The organism is Mesorhizobium sp. M7A.F.Ca.US.010.02.1.1 (genome assembly GCF_004023085.1).
Classification (GTDB): Bacteria; Pseudomonadota; Alphaproteobacteria; order Rhizobiales; family Rhizobiaceae; genus Mesorhizobium.
Genome location: NZ_RZRV01000010.1, coordinates 14,107 through 33,945, shown reverse-complemented (window position 1 = coordinate 33,945; position 19,839 = coordinate 14,107). Strand labels below are relative to the sequence as shown.

Sequence of the window (19,839 nt, the reverse complement as noted above, 5' to 3'; positions counted from 1 at the left end):
ATTTAGGAAGGTTTGCGACAATGCTGCTCAAGGATGAAGTTGGAATGCTGCAACGCGTTCCCTTGTTCTCTGGCATTGAGCCGGCAAAGCTCAAGCTGCTCGCGTTCACATCCGATCGCGTGAATTACAGCGCCGGCCAGATTCTTTTCCGGCAGGGCGACGAGGCAGACGCTGCCTATGTCATCCTTTCAGGCAGGGCGGATATTCTGGTCGATTCCGACAGCGGGCCGATGAAAGTTGCCGAACTGCTGCCAAATTCGATTGTCGGCGAGATCGCCATATTGTGCAACAGCTCCCGCACTGCCACCGTCAGCGCGGCAAGTGATCTGGAGGCCTTGAGAATCCGCAAGGATCATTTCCTGAGGCTTATGAAGGAGTTCCCGGAAATGACCATCGAGATATTGCGGGTTCTTGCCGATCGGCTAAGCCATACGACCGCGGATCTGATCGACGCACGAAGCGCCTAGAGCTATGATGGGCGAAAGGTAGCATGGACGACGATTTTTTCCTGGTCAGATTTTGGGGCGTGCGCGGCAGCATTGCTGTATCCGGGCCAGAATTCGCTCGCTATGGCGGCAACACAATCTGCATTGAGATGCGATGCGGCAAGCATACGCTTCTGTTCGACGCAGGCTCTGGCCTGCGGCCTGCCGGCAAGGCGCTTCAGGCGTCGGATGTGACCGATTTCGACCTGCTTTTCACCCATTGCCATTACGATCACATCATCGGGCTGCCGGCTTTTGCGCCTATCTTCGACCCGAGCGTCAAGCTTACGCTTTGGTCCGGGCATCTTGCAGGACGCATGACGACCCGGCAGATTATCGATGAGTTCATACGGCCGCCGTGGTTTCCGGTGAAAATGAACGTCTGCAAGGCAAATCTCGACTGCCGCGATTTCGTATCCGGAGACGTGCTTCGGCCGCGCGAAGGGGTGGTGGTTCGGACCGGCAGTCTCACCCATCCGGGAGGCTGCATAGGCTACCGGATCGAATGGGGCGGCCGCGTCGTGGCGGTGATCACCGACACCGAGCACGAGCCGGACAAACTCGATCAGTCGGTGCTCGACCTGATCGAAGATGCCGACCTCGTCATTTACGATTGCACCTACACCGAGAAGGAAATGGAACGCCGCCGCGGTAACGGTCACTCGACATGGCAACAGGGCGTCAAGCTCTGTGAGGCGGCCGGTGCACGGGCGCTTGCGCTGTTTCACCACGATCCGACACGCACCGACGAGCAACTGGACGAGATGGAGAAGCTGGCCAAGGACAGGTTTGCCGGCGCTTTTGCCGCGCGGGATGGCCAGATGCTCAAATTCCCGGTCTCATCGCACAGAAAGCGCTGAGCTATTTTCCTTTACCCGCGTGGCGCCCGATCAATGTCCTGATCGGAAGCCATGCACAGGGTTCAGCCTGTGCGGTGACTGTCAACAATCGTTCGAGGAAAAGCCAGGCCGATTCATCATGTACAAGATGGTGGGTGAGCAGGCCGATCGGCTCGCCGTCGGATGCATGCTGCAAGTGTGCGATGATAGCCTGGACCAATACACCATGATCGCGGCAGCCGCGCGTGCCATGCCAATCCATGATGTCGACATTGCTGTTGATGACCGCCAATGAAGCCGGCTTCGGCGGCCCATAGACTGACAAGGCCGCAAAACCTATCGATCCAAGGTCGGATACCACGCCGGCGTCGATCCTGTTCCAGGGCGGCACCAGCATCGGAACGGCACGTGCGCCGTGCAGGCCGGTTACTCGCGACAGTCCGCGAGCCAGATCATCGAGCACCGCCTCGCGTGGCCGATGCGCGCCGAGCTCCTGCTTTTTCTGGTCCTCGGGCGCATGAGTCCGGTGCGCCCAGCCATGGATGGCGACCGTGGCATGCGGGGCCTCGTCGAGCCGGGCGACAAGCTTCGCGTCGGTCAGGGCCGGAATGACGGCCAGAGTGACCGGAACCGCGAATTCACCGGTGAGGTCGAGCAGCCGATCAAGCGCAGGCGTCGGATACACGGCGTCGTCGTCGCGCAGCCAGAACTCCGCCTTGCGGCCCGCCCGTTGCAGGCGCGCCAGCTCTTCCACCAAGGGCTGCCAGATCGGATCGGACGTCATGAGACCGGGACCTTCGCAATAAGTTCGGCCAGACGCGCAGCTGCGCCACCGAGGGAACGTTCTTCGAGAACGAAACGCCGGGCTTCCGCGGCCATGATGGTTCTTTCGTCGTCCCGGGCCAGAAGCCTTTCAATGGCGGAAGCGAACGCCGCGACATCGCCCGGCGGGGTGAGAAACCCGGTCTGGCCATCCCGCACGACCTCCGGCACGCCGGCGATGTCCTGAGCCACCACCGGAAGGCCGGCGGCCTGTGCTTCAAGATAGGCAACGCCGTAGGCCTCGCCATAACCCGGCCAGACATAGATTCCCCCGGTATAAAGGACATCCGGCACGGCGGCAGGCTCGATCGAGCCGATCCATTCGATACGATCGGCGGGCAAGCCGGCGAATTGCGCTTCGACCTCGTCGCGAGCTGGCCCGTCTCCGACGACCGACATGGTCCAGGGCATATGGCCGATCAAGCCGAGCGCTTGCGCCAGCATGCGATAGCTGCCCAGTTTGTCGCCCGGGCGCATCATGGCGACGGTAACGAGGCGCGTCGGACAACCCCGTGCCGGGATTTCCCGGAATGCCGATATGTCGATGAAGGGCGAAAGCATACCGAAAGCGGCCTTGGGAATAGCATCCGCCAGTCCCTGACGATCCCTTTGGGTGAAGCAGATGTTCAGAGCCGCTTGTTCGATGGCTCGCGCCACCAATGCTTGGCTATCGGCCCACAAGCCGGCATTGCGTCGCCTGGAATAGGAGGCTTCCGCTGTCACATAGGGGACAGCAAAGGCCGACGCCAGCTCCGGCCCGATCAAGTCGGGCGCCTTGTAATAGGGATGGTAGGTGAACCAGAGATCGGGCTTGCCGTCACGATCCCAAAGCTTGGTCAGCCGCGCGGCTTCCTCTGCGGCCTCGATCTTGAGTGCCTCGAAACTTTTCGACTCCGGCTGGCGTAGATAGAAGCGCAACTCAGATGCCAATTCGACGCTATGCCCTCCGTACTCCAGCGCTTTGACAAGCATCCGTGCCATCTGGCGGTCGCCGGAGACAACGGGATGATTGGGTGACTTCAGCGGCGCGTAGAAGGCAATTCGCATCGCGCGACCCTATCATCGGAAAGCCTGCGCAAGTCAATTTCCAAGCGTGATCGACTTCACCTTCAAGTCGTGGAATGTGCTATCTGATGGCCATGGAAACAGCTGTCGCGTCCGACCCGTTTGTCGCTTCTTTGCCTGTCTTCGCAAAGTTCGAAAGCGTTGCCGATATCGATAACTATCGGCCCCTCCCCGATGGCTGGGCGCTGGCCACTGCCGACATTGTCGGCTCGACCAAGGCGATCGAGGCGGGGCGCTATAAAACCGTCAATATGGCCGGCGCAAGCGTCATTTCGGCGCTGCTCAATGCGCTGGGTCGGCAAGATCTCCCCTTTGTCTTCGGCGGCGACGGCGCACTCGTGGCGTTTCCCGGCTCGGCGCTGGAAATCGCCCGCAACGCGCTGGCGGCCGTCCAAAGATGGGTGGCGGACGAACTGGGCCTGACCTTGCGCGCCGCGATCGTGCCGATAGGGGACATAAGGGCGCAGGGCCTCGACGTTCGCGTGGCGAGGTTCCAGGCCTCCGAAGCGGCCTTCTATGCCATGTTCGCCGGCGGTGGCGGCAGTTGGGCGGAAGCTGAGATGAAAGCGGGGCGCTACCGCATCGATCCTGCGCCGGTCGGCGCGCGGCCGGATCTGACCGGCCTTTCCTGCCGTTGGAACCCGATCGAAGCACGGCATGGCGAAATCGTCTCGATCATAGCCACACCGGGGGCGTCGCGCGACTTGCGCGGGTTTCAGTTTCTGGCTTCCGACATCATCGCCCTCGCCGGCAGGCAGGAGCGCGATGGCCACCCGGTGCCGGTGGACGGCCCGGGCTACAGTCTGCTGCCCGCCGGCCTGGATGTCGAGGCGCGGGCGATGGCCACGGCAGGATGGCGGTGGCGGTCGAAGCTGTGGATCGTGTTCCTGATGACGCTTACGGCTGTAACCGATCGATTTGGCTGGACGATTGGCCGTTTCGATCCGAAGGTCTACAAACGCGAGGTGGCCAGCAATTCGGATTTCCGAAAGTTCGACGACGGCTTGAAGATGACCATCGACGTTGACGCGGATGTGCTGCATCGGATCCAAGACCGGCTGAAGCAGGCGGAAGAGGCGGGCATCTGCAATTATGGCCTGCACCGCCAGAAGTCGGCCTTGATGACCTGCCTCGTCATCTCGCCGCTGCAGCGCGATCATGTTCATTTCATCGATGGCGCCGCCGGCGGCTACGCGATGGCTGCCGCAAGCCTGAAGGCGAAGGCGCCGGTCTGCTGACTGCTTGCGGAAATCGATTTCCGCAATATGCCCTCACTCATGGTTCTTGGCACCGGTGAGCCGCGCCATGGGAGCGGGTAGCCTGTCCGAATTGACGGGAAAGCAGATTTTTGGACGCCTAACGATCAACATATGACCGTCTTCTGAACCGGATTTCGAGGTGCGTCGCGCAAGTCGGCGTGATCGGACCGAGCTATGTCGGGTTGCCGCTGTCGGTTGCGATCGCACGCGCCGGGTTCCCGGTTTCCGGCTTCGACATCGAAGCCCGGAAGGTCGATGCCTGAGCAACGGCCAATCCTACTTGAGGCAGTGACGTCGACAGCCGTGCCGGCCGGGCGGTTCCGCACCACTGCGGATTTGCCGAACTAGCCGTCTGCGATGCCATCATAATCTGCGTTCCGACACTGCTGACGAAACACCGGGAGCCGGAGAGGATCCCCGAAGGATCCGATGCTGTCGTCGTGGCAACCTACCACGACGCGATCGACTATCAGGCGATCGCTGATCACGCTCCTCTGGTCGTCGACACACGCAATGATTTTGGCCGCCTCGGGCTGGTCCAAGCGACAGTGGTGGTGAAGGCCCGACGATGTCTGAGACGGCGAATTCTTTGCCCGATGTCAGGATCGAGATTGCACTCCGCCGGAAGCCTCGCCACATAGGGTTCCAGGTGATAGATGCTGTTTACGCCTGCTTCCTTCCTGCAAGGAGTTATTTAGGAAATTCTTCGCCGGCTTTCGTCGCCGAAGCCGGCTTCACTGCCTTCACTTGTGTGGCGGATCAAAGGAGATGGCTCGTCTTCGACGGGTTTGAGATAGCATGAGCACAGCGCAAGCAGAAGTTTCCACCATTCTCATGGATAAAGTTGCCGACTGGCTGAGCCAATCGGCGCTGGCGGGCAACGACCTGGAAACATTGGTAAAGGGCTTTTGTGAACGGTTGGCTGCTGCCGGCCTGCCGCTGAAGCGGGTGCATTTGAGCTTTTCGATGCTTCATCCGCTCTATGACGCGCTTGGTTTTACCTGGCTTCGCGGCCAGGGCCTGGAAGTGGAAGGCTTCCGCAGTGAGAACGGCGTTCATTCCGACAGATTCCTGACCAGCCCATACTACCATCTGCTCAGCAACAAGCTCGACCACCTGCGGCGCCGGCTTGACCCCTCGGTGCGGTCGGAGTTTCCTGTTTTCGACGACCTCAGGCGTATGGGCGTCACCGATTACATGGCATTCGTGCATCCCTTCAACGGCGATACCAGCCAGGGCATGATGGGGTCGTGGTCGACCGACAGTGCGTCTGGCTTCAGCGACGGCATGATTTCGGCGCTATTGCGGATCCAGAACTATCTCGCTATCGCCACCAAGATGGCGGTGCTCACCAAGCTCGCCGACAACATGATGACCACTTATCTTGGCGGCGACGCCGGCAGACGTGTGCTGGACGGCCAGATCAAGCGCGGCGAGGGTGACACAATCCGGGCCGCACTGGTCATGGGCGATATGCGGGGGTCGACAAGACTTGCCGAAACCTCCGGTCGCGAAATCTACATCGATACGCTGAACCAGTTTTTCGATGCCATCGCTGCACCTTTCAATCGCAAAGGCGGGCAGATCATGAGTTTCCTGGGGGATGGCTTCATCGCCGTCTACCCCTGCGAAAGGCATCGCTCGCAGTCCGAGATCGCCTGCCAGGCTGCTCTTGCGGCAGCGCACAAGGCCAGCGGGCGCATGATGGAGCTCAATCTGCGCAGAAAGGAGCAGGGGTTGGGCGACATAAAGTTTGGTATCGGCCTGCATGTCGGCAATGTGATGTTCGGCAACGTCGGACTTACCGACCGGCTGACATTCTCTGTCTTCGGCTCGGCTGTAAACGAGGTCCAGCGTCTCCAGACCCTGACCAAGAAATATCCGCACAGCGTTCTCGCCAGCAAGGACTTCGCCAGCTATTGCGGCGACAACAGTTGGCTGACGCTCGGCACGGAGGAACTGGCGGGTATCAAGCAGAAGCTGACGGTGCTTTCACCCGATTTGTCGGGTGCTCTCGCGCTCGATGAAGACGCTGCGCCGATTCAGGACCGGATATCGGACGCCGAGCAGGTCATGCTGCTTCATCGCGATGCCGCGCGGTTGTCGGCAAGCGACCGGAGGAAGCTCCAGTAACCGACACGATCCGGTCCGAAAGCCTTGGTGTGCAGCCCGGTCGCCGGTTCCGTCGCGGAATTCGATTCGAATCCAAGTTGCTCTAGGCTGGCAATACGCTAGTCTCGCTTTTTGGGTCTGCCGCCCGGCAGACTGCCAGAGTGGGGCTGGTGTGAGGATGAATTCGGGCATTGATCTGCTGCGGATCGAGGATCTTGGCATCTCTTTTGCCATGATCGGGGGACCGTTGCATGCCGTCAGACGCGCAAATCTCCGCGTCCTGCCCGGCAAGGTTACCGCGCTTGTGGGCGAGTCCGGTTCCGGAAAATCGGTTCTCAGCCAGGCAGTGATGGGCATTTTGCCGAATACGGCCCACGTTCGCGGCCGTATCCTGTTTTCTGATCCTGAAAAGCCTGGCACGACGCAAGACATCCTGCAGATGCAGCGTGACGGAACCGAAATCCGGGCGTTGAGAGGCAGCCGCATCGGCAAAATCTTTCAGGAGCCAATGACATCGCTCTCGCCGCTGCACACGATCGGCAACCAGGTCAGCGAATCCTTGCAGATTCATACGCCTATGGCTCGGGCGGAGCGCAAGGCGCGGACCGAGGAAATGCTCGGCCTTGTCGGCTTCCCCAATCCCAAGCGCGCCTACGACATGTATCCATTTGAACTTTCGGGAGGATTGCGGCAACGCGCCATGATCGCCATGGCGCTTATCTGCCGGCCTGCTTTGTTGATCGCCGACGAGCCGACGACGGCGTTGGACGTCACCATCCAGGCGCAAATCCTGCAATTGCTGCGCGGGCTTCAGACCAAGCTGAACATGGCGATGCTGCTGATCACGCACGACCTCGGCGTGGTCGCCAATGTCGCCGACGAGGTGGTGGTCATGTACCATGGCGAGATCATGGAAATGGGGCCTGTCGAGGCGATATTCCGCCGGCCGGGCCACCCTTACCTGAAGGGCCTAATGGCAGCCGTTCCGCATTTCGACCTGAAGCCCGGTGAAAGGCTAAAGGCGCTCCGCGAGGTGCCGGTGAATGTCGGGAACCTGCTCGGCAAGCAGACTGCCCCGGCATCGAATGGGCCAGACGACATCCTGCTGTCGGTAAGGGATCTGACTAAGACCTTCACCATCCGCAAGTCAGGATGGTTCAGCGGGGGTCATCAATCCTCTGTTCGCGCCGTGGACGGCGTGAGCTTCGACATCAGGCGGGGTGAGTGTCTGGGTCTGGTCGGCGAAAGCGGCTGTGGCAAAACAACCGTCAGCAAGATCCTCATGCGGGCCATTACCCCCAGCGGCGGTTCTGTGATCTTCAACGGCCGCGATGGACCGACCGACGTCCTGGGCGCAGAGGGAGATGCCCTGCGCATATTGCGCGCGAAAATCCAGATGGTCTTCCAGGACCCGGTTTCGTCGCTTTCACCTCGCATGACGGTGGAGAACATCTTGAGCGAGCCGCTGGAGATCCATGAGCGTGGCAATGCGGCGTCCCGACTCGCCACGGTCAAGAGCCTGATGCAGGCAATCGGGCTCGATCCGCGCTTCATCAAGCGTTATCCGCACAGTTTCTCCGGCGGGCAGCGTCAGCGCATCGGCATCGCGCGCGCATTGGCGCTGGGGCCTGAACTCCTGATCTGCGACGAGCCGGTTTCGGCGCTCGATGTCTCTGTCCAGGCGCAGATCCTGAATCTTCTGAAGGACCTGCAAAAAGAACTGGGCCTGACCTACCTGTTCATATCCCACAATCTGGCGGTGGTGGACTACATGGCAGACCGCATCGCGGTGATGTGCGGCGGGCGTATCGTCGAGCTTGCGCCGCGCGAAATTCTGCTCAGGAAACCAATCCACCCCTACACGCGCTCCCTGGTCGCCGCGGTACCTTTCCCCGATCTCGACCGGCCGATGGATTTCAAGACGCTGAAGCTCGGCGGCGCTTCTGACACCAGCGCATGGGGACCACAATTCCGCGAAGAAGGCGACGAGGATGTCCTGGCGCCGCTCGATCTTGGCGGCGGCCACCTCGTGCTGGCCCGACGTTCGGCCGATGTCAGCGAGTTACGCCATTGATCAGCCGTCGCACCGTCCTTGGCGTGATGGCTTCGGCACTCCTGCCGGGCACGTCGCGCGCTGGCGACCTGGAGCCGGAATTTCTTCGGCCGCAGCTGACGGCCAGGGCGCTGCCAGCACTCACCGAGCGCCTGCCCAAGAGCCCGCGCGCCTTGAATCTCGCCACGATGGGCCGGCAGCCGGGCCAATATGGCGGCACGCTGCGTACGATCATCGGCAGCCAGAAAGATATCCGGATGATGACGATTTACGGATATTCTCGCCTGGTCGGCTACGACGAAAAGCTTAGCTTGCAGGCCGACATTCTCGAAAATTTCGACGTCGCGGATGATCGCATCTTCACGTTCAAGATACGGGAAGGACACAAATGGTCCGACGGCAGCCTGCTGACGCCGGAGGATTTTCGCTATTGTTGGGAAGATGTCTGGCTGAACGATGAGCTTTCGCAAGGCGGGCTCGCCCCGACCCTGATGGCGGACGGCAAGCCGCCACGCTTCGAGATCGTCGATCCGTTGACGGTGCGCTATAGTTGGGATGCGCCCAATCCCGACTTCCTGCCCAAGCTCGCTGCCGCTTCGCCGATATCGCTTGTTCTGCCATCCGCCTATCTCAAGCAGTTCCACAAGAAATATCAGGATCCATTCCGGCTCGCCGGCCTGATGAAGGAGAACCGGACCCAGAAATGGACGCTCCTGCATATCCGTATGTCGCGGCAATATCGCCCGGAGAACCCGGAACTGCCGACGCTCGACCCCTGGCAGAACCGAACCAAGCCGCCGGCCGAGCAATTCATCTTCGAGCGCAACCCCTTCTTTCATCGGACAGACGAGAACGGCCGGCAACTGCCCTATGTTGACCGAATCATCATGAATGTCAGCTCATCGGCGATCATCTCCGCGAAGACCGGGGCGGGCGAGAGCGACCTGCAATGCATGGGAATTGACTTCAGCGATTACTCCTTCCTGAAGGACGCGGAGAAGCGCTATCCGGTGAAGATGCACCTGTGGAAACGCACACAGGGTTCTCGGCTGGCGCTGCTGCCGAATCTGAATTGTGCCGACCAGGTGTGGCGTGGCCTTCTGCGTGACGTGCGCGTGCGCCGCGCACTTTCGCTCGCCGTGGACAGGCGCGAGATCAATATGGCCGTGTTCTACGGATTGGCGCAGGAAAGCGCCGATACGGTTTTGTCCGAGAGCCCGCTCTACCGGCCGGAATTCGCTAAAGCTTGGGTTGCCCATGATCCCGACCAGGCCAACGCGCTGCTCGACGAGGTCGGGCTTCTGGCACGTGACGATGACGGCCTGCGGATACTTCCCGATGGACGCTCTGCCCAGATCATCGTGGAAACCGCCGGCGAAAGCACGCTGGAAACCGACGCGCTCGAACTCATCACCGATCACTGGCGAAAGATCGGCATCGCCCTGTTCATCCGGACTTCGCAGCGCGACATCTTCCGCAGCCGCGCGCTTGGCGGCCAGATCATGATGTCGATGTGGTCGGGCATCGACAATGGCGTGCCGACCGCCGACATGAACCCGAGTCAGTTGGCCCCCACAATCGACGATCAGCTGCAATGGCCGCTCTGGGGTGCTCACTACTTGTCTCATGGCAAGATGGGCGAGGCGCCCGATCTTCCTGCAGTGATCGAGTTAATGGTTTTGCTCAAGCGCTGGAACGCATCGACCGAAGCGACAGAGCGCGCCGAAATCTGGAATTCGATGCTGTCGATCTACACCGATCAGGTGTTTTCGATCGGGACCGTGAACGGAACGCATCAGCCGATTCTGGTGTCCTCACGGCTGCGCAATCTGCCTGACAAGGCGCTCTTCGGCTACGATCCGACCGCCTATTTCGGTGTCTACATGCCGGATACATTCTGGCTTGGAGAGTCCTGAGCGTGCTTCGATATATTGTCTGGCGCATTACTGTGATGGTTCCAACGCTGCTGGTGATATCAGCGCTGGTGTTCACGATCATCGAACTTCCCCCCGGCGACTATTTCGACAGCTATGTCGCCGAGCTTCGGGCACAGGGCGAAGGGGTGGATTCCGATCGCATCGAGATGATGCGCAAGGAATATGGTTTCGACAAGCCGCCGATCATTCGTTACTTCTATTGGGTCGGCGGGATGCTGCACGGCGATTTCGGCTATTCCTTCGAGTATGAGTTGCCGGTTCGCGACGTCGTCGGGGACCGAATGTGGCTGACTGTGCTGGTTTCCTTCGTCACGATCATCTTCACTTGGCTCATCGCCTTTCCGATCGGCATGTACTCCGCGACGCATCAATACAGTTGGGGCGATTACGGCCTGACCTTTTTTGGCCTCCTAGGCCTTGCCATTCCGAACTTCATGCTGGCGCTGATCCTGATGTATTTCGCCAACATCTGGTTCGGCACGTCCATCGGCCATCTCATGGACCCGCAATATCTCAGCGAGCCGATGAGCTGGGCCAAGGCGAAGTCGATACTCTCCCATCTCTGGATCCCGGTCTTGATCATCGGCACCGGCGGCACGGCAAGCATGATCCGGCGGCTGCGCGCCAATCTGCTCGATGAGCTACACAAGCAATATGTGGTGACCGCGCGCGCCAAAGGTCTTCATCCGTTCAGGGCGCTGGTCAAATATCCGCTGCGCATGGCGCTCAATTTCTTTATTTCCGACATCGGCTCCATCCTGCCGGCCATCATCTCCGGCGCCGAAATCACCGCGATCGTGCTGTCTTTGGAAACGACCGGGCCAATGCTGATCAAGGCGCTGCAAAGCCAGGACATGTATCTGGCGGGGTCGTTCCTGATGTTCCTCGCCTTCCTGACGGTTATCGGCGTCCTGATTTCCGACCTGGCGCTGGCGCTGCTGGATCCACGAATTCGTTTGCAGGGCGGCAGCACCAAATGAAAACGGATTCGCCGCTCCCCGCTCCGAGTGCTCCACTAGAACACTATGTTTCCAGCGCGCCCTTTGACCTGCAGTCGGTCGAGGCGATGACGGTGGAGCAGTCGAAGGTCTTTCAGGCGTCGCAGTTGCGGCTGATGTGGTGGAAATTCCGCTTGCACCGGCTCGCCCTTGTATCCGGCATATTCCTGGTAGTGCTTTATTTCGGGATATTAATCTGCGAGTTCCTGGCGCCCTACAACCTGCACACGCGCAACATGGACTACATCTATTCGCCGCCGCAGCAGGTGCACCTGTTCCACAACGGCCAGTTCGTCGGGCCGTTCGTCTATGGCCGCCAGATGACGCTGGACATGGACACGCTCAAGCGGAACTACATCGACAACCAGGACGATGTTCAGCGGCTCCGTTTCTTCTGCAAGGCCGATCGTTACCGGTTCTGGGGCCTGATCGAAGGTGACAGGCATTTTGTCTGCGCTGCCGAAAACGGTCAGCTTTTCCTGGCGGGCACCGACCGGCTGGGGCGCGACGTGCTCTCGCGCATGATCTATGGCGCACGCATTTCACTGACAATCGGCCTCGTCGGCATCAGTTTCAGCTTCCTGCTGGGCATCGTCATCGGCGGACTGGCCGGTTATCACGGCGGTATCTTCGACCTGATCGTTCAACGAATAATCGAAGTTCTGCAATCGATTCCCAGCATTCCGCTATGGTTGGCCCTGGCGGCGATCATGCCGATAACCTGGAGCCCAATCCTGATCTATTTCGGCATCACCGTCATCCTCGGAGTGCTCGACTGGACCGGACTGGCGCGGGCCGTGCGTTCAAAGCTTCTGGCCTTGCGCGAGGAAGATTACGTTCTCGCCGCGCAGTTGATGGGCGCCGGAAGCAGCCGCATCATTAGGCGGCATCTCATTCCCGGCTTCATGTCGCATCTGATCGCGACGGCGACGCTCTCGATTCCTGGCATGATCCTGGGCGAGACGGCGCTGAGCTTCCTCGGACTCGGCCTGAGGGCGCCGATAACCAGCTGGGGAATCCTGCTCACCGAGGCGCGCAGCGTCAGCGTGATCGCGTTCTATCCATGGCTTCTCCTGCCGATGCTCCCCGTCATTCTCGTCATCATGGCGTTTAACTTCCTCGGTGACGGCTTGCGGGACGCCGCAGATCCCTACAAGTGAGGTCGTTATTTTGCCGCGCGCCGTGCCGCCTATTCCACCCGGTATGATCCTTGCCGGCTGCCTGTACGGTTGTTGCAGTGTTCATCGTCCGCCTCTATATGTTCCGACACGTGATCGAGTTTGGCACTACGCCTTCGGGATACACCCGTGAACAGTTCTTGTCGGAGGCATTGCCGATCTTGAGCTGGTTCAGGACACACAAAGCATATGAGTCGCCTTGAGAATTTCATCAGCAGGATGACCGCACAGCGCGACATTCTCGACCAAGTCTGCGTCGAGGTGGCGAAGATGGAGGGGCTTGTGCTCGAGCTCGGCCTCGGCAACGGACGGACGTTCCACCATCTGCGCGAGCGCCTGCCCGGGCGCCGGATCGTGGTGTTCGACCGCGAAGTCGGTGCACATGCCAGCTCAATTCCCGAAGCCGAAAACCTCGTGCTCGGCGAAATACGCGAGACGGCCCGCAAGTTCATTGGCATCGAAGCCGCCCTTGTTCATGCCGACATCGGCACCGGCTATGACGATCGCGATGCAGTGACTGCTACCTGGCTTCCCGATCTGATTGCGAGCCTGCTTCGCGTCGGCGGCTTCGCGGTCAGTGGCACGCCGCTCGATCACCCGCTGCTGCAACGCCTCCCGGCGCCGACTTCAGAGCCCGCCGATCGTTATTTCCTCTGCAAGCGCGTGTGAGCGGCCGAGAGCCCTCATCTTTTCACGCAAACGATGCTCTACCGCAATTCCAAGGGAAAGTGCTAGGCGCTTTTTCCGAAAACCGTTTACACTTCCTTGGAATTGCTCTGGACGGCCCAATTGCTCAGGGGATTGTATACACCGCTATCTCCCGCTCGATGCCGCGCAGCGAGACTTCGTGAAGCACGGGCGTCAGAGCGTTCCTGCGCAACAGATCGGCGGTGAGATTGTCGTCGACCACTGCACGGGTGGCGAAGATAGCCTGTGCGTTGGCCAGGTTCTGGACCCGTGAAGCAATGTTGACCGTCTGGCCGAAATAGTCCTGTCGCTCGTTCATGGACACGGCGATGCAGGGGCCGGCATGGACACCGATCTTGAGCAGCAGATCCTCGCGCCCGCTTCTGTCATTGAGCGCACGCATGGCATCACGCATCCTGAGGGCCGCAGCCATCGCGCGATCAGGCGTCGCGAATGTCGCCATCACCGCATCACCGATGGTCTTCACCACCGCGCCTGCCTCCGCCGCGACGATCTCGTGCAGAACCTGGAAATGCACGTGCACGAGATCGAAGGCTGAAAGGTCGCCCACCCGCTCGTAAAGCGCGGTCGATCCGCGCAGGTCGGTGAACAGGAAGGTGAGGCTGGTGATCTTCAGGCGCTGGTTGATGTCGAGCGTATCCGTACGATAGAGGTCGCGGAACGTCTGGTTGGTGAGCAGGCGCTTGGCGGTCAGAAAAGGCCGGCGTTTGCCCAGGAGATTATGCAATGCCTCGCCGGCGATGAAGACTGCCGGCAGCACGCGGGTGTCGGTCCTGTTTTCCAGCGAAATACGCAGCGGACCGGGTAGCATTTCCAGTGTCTGGTTCTGGACATGGTCGCGGTCGAAAGCCAAAGACAGGCTTCGCCGCTCTTTTGTTGGTTTGCCCTTCGCGTCGATGAACTGCGCTGAATGGGTGACCGGCTCGAAGACGATGATGAATTCGGGCGGAAGCTGTATAAGCAGGACGGCCTTTTCACCCGGCGCCAGCTCGATATCCTCCAGCGAGAACGCTCCTATGTTTTTCGCCAGATCCTCTTCCGGCAGATCGACGCCGGATCCCCAGTAAATCTGGCGAAAATATTCCACCAACGGCAGTTCGTGTGGATTGTGGGCGGCAATCCTGCGCACGCGAGGGCTGACGGTGAATGTCACCTCGACCATCTCATCAAGGGTCGGCGAATAGCCTTCGGAGCATAGCGCGCAGGTGTATTCGTCCTTCTGCAGGGTTTTCAGCGTAGCGTTGGTGTCGAGCACGCCGCCACAGCCGGGGCACAGAACATTCCATGAAATGTCGAAGATGCCCACCCGCGCCGCATGGAGGAAGGCGCTTATGGCGCGTTCCTCGTCGAGGCCATGCTTGCTGGCGAAAGCCGGCACATTGATGCGGCAAAGTTCATAATCCTTGCCTTCCGCGATGGTCCGCCGGATCGCGTCGATTGCCTGGAGATCGACATCGGTTGATTGCCGCAAAAGCGAGAACAGATCCTGAATTTCGGTCATCGTGCAGGCTCCGGAAAATGCGCCCCCTAGGTGGGTTCACCGGAACCGGTCTTTGTTCCGAGCGCTCCATCTTACTTCGAAACGGATCGTACGGCCATTCGAATGGCAGAGCCCGCGCGACGGTTCAATTTCCGTCGGGATTTTCACCGATCGCAAGCGGCACTATGGTGAGTCCATGGGGTATTCATCTTTGGGACTTTCTCCCGCGCCGACACCCGGCAACCCGCCATTTCCCGCGGCCCTGCGGCTTTTCTCGGCGGGGGTCATCATCGTCCTGATCGTCGGCGCCGGCCTGTTTTTCGCGCCTGCGCTGGTCAAGCCGCGCTGGCCCTGGGCCGTCACGCCGTTCAATGCCCGCTTCCTCGGCGGCTTCTACACCGCCGAAATGGTCGTGATGGCGGCGCTGCTGGTCTGGAACTGCTGGTCGCCAGGCAGGCTCGTGCTTGTCATGGCCTTCATCTTCACCGTCATCGTGTCGGCGGCTTCGTTCTTCAGTCTCGGCTATTTCAACTTCGAGCGCAAAGCGCCCTGGCTCTGGTTCTTGGTCTATCTTGCTTCGGTCGCGGTATCCGGATCGTTCCTTTGGCGGGCCAGGGGCCGTCCTTCCGCAAAGGGCGTGACCTTAAACTCTGCATGGCGCGGCTACATGTCGATGGAAATGGTGATCCTCGGGCTCTATGGCGTCGGTCTGTTGCTGTTTCCCCTGACATTCGGCGGCTTCTGGCCGTGGCCGATCGACGCCTTCCACGCTCAGGTCTACAGCGCCATCTTCCTCGCCGGAGCGGGCGGCACATATCTCGTCAGGAAAAGCGCGCCGCGCGAAGAGCTGCTGGTGCTCGGTCTGGCGCAGTTTCTGGTCGGCTTGTTTGCCATCCTTGGCCTTGTCATCACCGAGGCCGCAGTGCACCGGATCGACTGGACGGCGACGGGAACATTGTGCTGGCTCGCCATTTTCGGCTGGATCGGAATCAGCGGCATCTTCAAACTCTACGCCGTCTCCTGGTACTTCAGCGCGCAATCGGCATCATAGGATGATGAGATGGCTGGATTTTCAGATGATGTCCGGTGCATCGTGCCGGGCCCATTGCCTTTGCCGGGAAAGCCATGACCAGCACGACCTCGCCATTCCCAAAGAAAATCCAGCCGCAACTCCGGGCCATTCGGCCAAGCGATGCGGAGGCGCTTTGCGCCATCTTCAACATGCCGGGCTTCCGCTGGGGCACGCTCAGGATGCCATTCGAGATGGTGGAGCAGGTAGAACGGCGTATCGCCAAGTCCGGCCAGGAAACCACCTGGATCGTTGCCGAGCTGGACGGCAAGGTCGTCGGCCATGGCAGCCTGGTCGTGCAGGGTTCGCCGCGCCGTTCGCACATCGGCGAGATCAATATCGGCCTTGACGATGGCTTTGTCGGCAAGGGTATCGGCTCTGCCATACTTGGCGCGCTGCTTGACGTGGCCGACAACTGGCGCGCCCTGAAGCGAGTCGAATTGACCGTCTATGCCGACAATGAACCGGCCATCCGCCTCTACACAAGCCACGGCTTCGAGGTCGAAGGCCGGCATGTGAAGGCCGGCTTTACCGAAGGGCGGTATCACGACCTTCTGAGCATGGCCCGGCTGCGGTTCTGATGACCACGGACTTTGATCCGACCCTTAAGGCTCCGGTGGATGTTCTGGCAGTGCTATCACTGCTCTGCCCGGAAGTCGTGCGTGACATCGAGCAGAACTGGAATGCACCGGTTTCCGAATACGCCCGCCATCTGTGGCGGCCGGTGGCAAGGCCTGCATCGAGTCCGGCGATCGCTGCCCGTTCGATCCTGCTTGATATACTGCATCAGCGCCTTGATTTGATCATGCAGCCTGAAGAGGTCGGCAAGGCCCTTGAAGAATTCGACCACAGACCGGTGATTCAGTCCGGCCTCCACTGCCTGCTTCTGATGGACCGGATCACCTTCGATGCCCTCCTGTTTGCCTGGCTCGGCGCGGTCGAAAACGGGCTGTCGGCCTTCGTCGGCTTCATGGGAACGACGATGACCATGGAGACAATTGGCCGGGAGGGGCCGGGATGGCTCGATGTCGGCGACGACAAGGTCAACTTGTTTGGCATGGGGCGCCACAAACTATGCCGCAAAAGCGCCTGCGCGGCCGGCCCGGTCACCCTCAACAAGCGGACGCTCGAAGCGGTGGGCGACGAAACGGATGCCAGCCGCTGGCTGGGCACACTGCTCGCCAGCCAGGACAAGGTGTTTGGAACCGCCGCCGATGCACTGACAGAACTCAACGAGGATCTGGTCGCCGATTGGGATCGTTCCGGCATGGCTCGGCCGGTGTTCATCGATGACCGGTTCGCGGCTTCCGTCGTGGCGCGGCATCTGGACCATGACAGCAGCCTTCTTTCCAAGCTGCTCCTTGAGCCCGCAAGGCGTCAGCGTCTCGAACGTACCCTGCAAGAGACCGAATCGGGCCCATTTGGCAGATTCCTGCCCAATGCCACGGCCTATTTCTGGGGCATTCGCGAGGAGCGCGTGCGCAAGCTCGTCCTCGAGAACGGGCACCTGATCGAGCCTGAAAGGCCGAATGGTCTTTCCATCCCGTTCGAGCGGGCGCATCTCAAGCAGGCGCTGCTGGACGGCGTGCTGCTGCCGAACTTGTTCCTGACGTTCCTCGTTCTTGCCATATTGCCGCGCGTGCGGGTCGTGGGCGGCCTGAGGCAGATCGGTTATGTAGCGCTTTTCCATTCGATCCTGCTGGCCGCGCTGGATGAAACCGCGCCGGAAGAGCGCGGTCTGGCTGCCGAGTTGCAGGTTCGGGAAAATGCCTGGGGCACCCGGGTCATCGATGAAAAAATGTCGGTCCGCGAACAGGTTGCCGGCCTGCCGGCAGGGAGGCTGTTTCCTGACCTGCTCGGGCACTACCGTTCGCACACCTTTGCCGAGACGACCGACGACCTGAAACTGGTTCGTGAAAACGCCCGATGGCGCAAGATAGGCCGAGCCTTTGGCGTCTGATCCGGCCGCATGCCCTCATTTGTCATTGCACTATTCCGGCCTTGCGGAGCCCGTCGACCGTGAGTTCGATATCGGCAGGGTTCTTGTAAGGCAAGACTTTGCGACGGTATTCCAGCGAATAGTCAGGATTGACGCGAGCAGTTCCTGCCATGCCGCCCACGCGTGGGGAAAACGGCCCAGATGGCCGTAACTGTCGTTGCGAGCCAGCCCCAAGTCGCCCAATGAGGGTCACTAGTTGGGTCAAATCTTTGCGTTGATCATTTGCGGCTTGAGATGCAGTGCGCTCCAGGATCGGCAACCGGAAATCAGGCTGGGAGCCGCCACATTCGTACACGACCTGCACCACGCAATTCCGTTTCCTCAAGTGGGTCGCAAGCAAATTTTGGCCCAAGCAGTTGGCGCGTTGCATCGGAGATACGGATTTCACCGGGCTCCGCGGACGTTTGAATACGTGAGGCGAGATTAACGGTCTCGCCCCACAGGTCATAGGCGAACCGCCTTTTGCCTATGACGCCAGCGACGATCGGTCCCGAGTGAATTCCAATTCTCAGCCTTATCGGTTCTCCTGCGAAGAGTTCGCGCTTGACCGCCTTGCGCAGTTCAACTGCATAGTGCGTGAGGGCTCGTGCATGATCGGATCGCGCGGTGGGCAGGCCAGCGACCACCATGACACAATCGCCGATAGTCTTGATCTTTTCGCAGCCGTGTCGTTCCGAGAGCCTATCCGCCGCCTTGAAAAAGTAATTCAAGATAGCGAGCGTAGTCACCGCTCCGACGCTGCGCGCTCTTTCGGTAAAACCGACGATGTCGGCAAAAAGCACACTCACCTCCGCGTGGTTGTCGGCAATTTTCTTTTGCGCTTTCAACCGCTTCGCGATCGACGCCGGAAGAATGTTGAGGAGCAGGGATTCCGCGCGCTGGTATTCACGCGACAATCCCTCCTGACTCTTCCTCAACGCCTCATTGGCCGAATGTAACTTCTCGTTGAGTTGGCGCTCCCTCTCTTGCAGAAGAGTCATTTCATAAGCCTTCTGTTGAAGCCGCTGCTTGTTGTCGCGTTCGGCAGTGGCATCAAGAAAGAGCAGCCACACGCAGTCATCATCAGCAAAAAGATGAAGGTCCGCGACACGCCCGCTGGGCAGTTCGACCATAGGCATATGAAATGGAAGCTCCGGGCAAGGCAGCAAACCTTCCATGAATTCAAGCTGGTCGGCTACAGGCTTACCGATGCGAAGGCATGAGAGCCCGTAATGTTCAACGTTACCGCCCTTCGCCGCTGTCCGCAGCTGGGCGTCAATTTTCACATACGCAATAGCACGCTCGTTGTAGAAGAAATCGTAAATCCAGCTTCCGACCTCTCTTGGCAATCTTTGCATGGTCTATTTGGTGACCATCGAAGCGAGTTTAAGAAACGCATCATCGACATGCTCACCCGAGAGCGCACTTGTCAGATAGACTTGCCATCCGCGTTGCCTCAGTTCGTCAATTTCTCTATCTGGTATTACCCACCGATCGGCCAGATCTGATTTGTTGAAAAGCAGTACGAACGGCATAGCACCGAATTCAGCCTCGACCCGCTCGCGCAGCGTGAGTGCAGCGGTAAGGGTAGCGGCGCGGGTTCCATCGACGACAAGCACGAGGCCTGTCGCACCTCGCACATGGCTGACGCGGAATGAGCCGATATCATCTTCGCCGGCCAAATCCCATAAAATCAGATCCACTGTTTTGTCCGGGAGTGCGACACTCTTTTTGTCGATTTTCACTCCCACCGTGGTCAAGTAGGTCTCTGAAAAGATGCTTTTCACAAACCTGCGAACCAGGCTCGTCTTTCCAACAGAGAACCCGCCCAACATACAGATCTTTTTTTGCAACAT

The 19,839-nt window shown here is 59.9% G+C and carries 18 protein-coding genes; 13 read left to right on the top strand and 5 right to left on the bottom strand.

All coding sequences use genetic code 11. From position 1 onward, the window contains the following. Positions 1-20: 20 nt before the first annotated feature. Together EOA19_RS13180 and EOA19_RS13175 are read left to right on the top strand one after the other, a co-directional pair. Positions 21-467: a cyclic nucleotide-binding domain-containing protein gene (locus EOA19_RS13180; protein ID WP_031212612.1), complete on the top strand. Its 447-nt coding sequence runs from the start codon at positions 21-23 to the stop codon at positions 465-467. 23 nt (positions 468-490) lie between these two features. Continuing rightward, entirely contained in the window at positions 491-1,345 is an 855-nt protein-coding gene (locus EOA19_RS13175; RefSeq protein WP_023809545.1) for an MBL fold metallo-hydrolase, read from the top strand. Between the two features lies 1 nt (position 1,346). Here the strand turns inward: EOA19_RS13175 and EOA19_RS13170 are convergent, their stop codons facing one another. After that, entirely contained in the window at positions 1,347-2,108 is a 762-nt protein-coding gene (locus tag EOA19_RS13170; protein ID WP_023809546.1) for a polysaccharide deacetylase family protein, read from the bottom strand. Continuing rightward, positions 2,105-3,193 carry a glycosyltransferase family 4 protein gene (locus EOA19_RS13165; RefSeq protein ID WP_023809547.1) on the bottom strand — a complete coding sequence of 363 codons (1,089 nt, stop codon included), beginning with the start codon at positions 3,191-3,193 and terminating at the stop codon, positions 2,105-2,107. The genes EOA19_RS13170 and EOA19_RS13165 overlap by 4 nt, the downstream gene beginning before the upstream one ends. Before the next feature lie 74 nt (positions 3,194-3,267). On the opposite strand from EOA19_RS13165, the gene EOA19_RS13160 reads away from it, so the two are divergent. From EOA19_RS13160 to EOA19_RS13125, 8 genes are all read left to right on the top strand, one after another. Further along, on the top strand, positions 3,268-4,449 hold the full coding sequence (locus tag EOA19_RS13160) for a DUF3095 domain-containing protein (protein WP_081734769.1): 1,182 nt from the start codon (positions 3,268-3,270) through the stop codon (positions 4,447-4,449). A gap of 179 nt (positions 4,450-4,628) precedes the next feature. Beyond that, entirely contained in the window at positions 4,629-4,733 is a 105-nt protein-coding gene (locus tag EOA19_RS35880) for a hypothetical protein (RefSeq protein WP_023809549.1), read from the top strand. 535 nt (positions 4,734-5,268) lie between these two features. Next, complete coding sequence (locus EOA19_RS13150; protein ID WP_128303847.1) at positions 5,269-6,603, top strand: adenylate/guanylate cyclase domain-containing protein; 1,335 nt, start codon at positions 5,269-5,271, stop codon at positions 6,601-6,603. Positions 6,604-6,760: 157 nt separating this feature from the next. Next, the gene (locus EOA19_RS13145; RefSeq protein WP_128303948.1) at positions 6,761-8,656 is read left to right on the top strand and encodes an ABC transporter ATP-binding protein; all 1,896 of its coding nucleotides are present in this window, start codon (positions 6,761-6,763) and stop codon (positions 8,654-8,656) included. Then, positions 8,653-10,551 (top strand): ABC transporter substrate-binding protein, encoded by a 1,899-nt coding sequence (locus tag EOA19_RS13140; RefSeq protein WP_023809554.1) that lies wholly within the window; start codon positions 8,653-8,655, stop codon positions 10,549-10,551. Before EOA19_RS13145 ends, EOA19_RS13140 begins: the two co-directional genes overlap by 4 nt. 2 nt (positions 10,552-10,553) lie before the next feature. Further along, entirely contained in the window at positions 10,554-11,552 is a 999-nt protein-coding gene (locus EOA19_RS13135) for an ABC transporter permease (protein ID WP_023809555.1), read from the top strand. Next, on the top strand, positions 11,549-12,730 hold the full coding sequence (locus EOA19_RS13130) for an ABC transporter permease (RefSeq protein WP_031212616.1): 1,182 nt from the start codon (positions 11,549-11,551) through the stop codon (positions 12,728-12,730). The genes EOA19_RS13135 and EOA19_RS13130 overlap by 4 nt, the downstream gene beginning before the upstream one ends. A gap of 207 nt (positions 12,731-12,937) precedes the next feature. Next, on the top strand, positions 12,938-13,417 hold the full coding sequence (locus EOA19_RS13125) for a class I SAM-dependent methyltransferase (protein WP_023809557.1): 480 nt from the start codon (positions 12,938-12,940) through the stop codon (positions 13,415-13,417). A 124-nt stretch (positions 13,418-13,541) separates the two neighbouring features. Here EOA19_RS13125 and EOA19_RS13120 read toward each other — a convergent pair whose 3' ends face one another. Further along, complete coding sequence (locus EOA19_RS13120) at positions 13,542-14,957, bottom strand: adenylate/guanylate cyclase domain-containing protein (protein ID WP_023809558.1); 1,416 nt, start codon at positions 14,955-14,957, stop codon at positions 13,542-13,544. A 190-nt stretch (positions 14,958-15,147) separates the two neighbouring features. Here EOA19_RS13120 and EOA19_RS13115 point away from each other — a divergent pair, with 190 nt between their 5' ends. From EOA19_RS13115 to EOA19_RS13105, 3 genes are all read left to right on the top strand, one after another. Next, entirely contained in the window at positions 15,148-15,987 is an 840-nt protein-coding gene (locus tag EOA19_RS13115) for a hypothetical protein (RefSeq protein ID WP_245486163.1), read from the top strand. A 74-nt stretch (positions 15,988-16,061) separates the two neighbouring features. Continuing rightward, positions 16,062-16,586 (top strand): GNAT family N-acetyltransferase, encoded by a 525-nt coding sequence (locus tag EOA19_RS13110; protein WP_023809560.1) that lies wholly within the window; start codon positions 16,062-16,064, stop codon positions 16,584-16,586. Next, positions 16,586-17,965 carry a hypothetical protein gene (locus EOA19_RS13105; protein ID WP_128303845.1) on the top strand — a complete coding sequence of 460 codons (1,380 nt, stop codon included), beginning with the start codon at positions 16,586-16,588 and terminating at the stop codon, positions 17,963-17,965. The genes EOA19_RS13110 and EOA19_RS13105 overlap by 1 nt, the downstream gene beginning before the upstream one ends. A gap of 305 nt (positions 17,966-18,270) precedes the next feature. Here the strand turns inward: EOA19_RS13105 and EOA19_RS13100 are convergent, their stop codons facing one another. Together EOA19_RS13100 and EOA19_RS13095 are read right to left on the bottom strand one after the other, a co-directional pair. Beyond that, positions 18,271-19,341 carry an adenylate/guanylate cyclase domain-containing protein gene (locus EOA19_RS13100; RefSeq protein ID WP_128303844.1) on the bottom strand — a complete coding sequence of 357 codons (1,071 nt, stop codon included), beginning with the start codon at positions 19,339-19,341 and terminating at the stop codon, positions 18,271-18,273. A gap of 3 nt (positions 19,342-19,344) precedes the next feature. Then, positions 19,345-19,839: a Rab family GTPase gene (locus EOA19_RS13095; RefSeq protein WP_023809564.1), complete on the bottom strand. Its 495-nt coding sequence runs from the start codon at positions 19,837-19,839 to the stop codon at positions 19,345-19,347.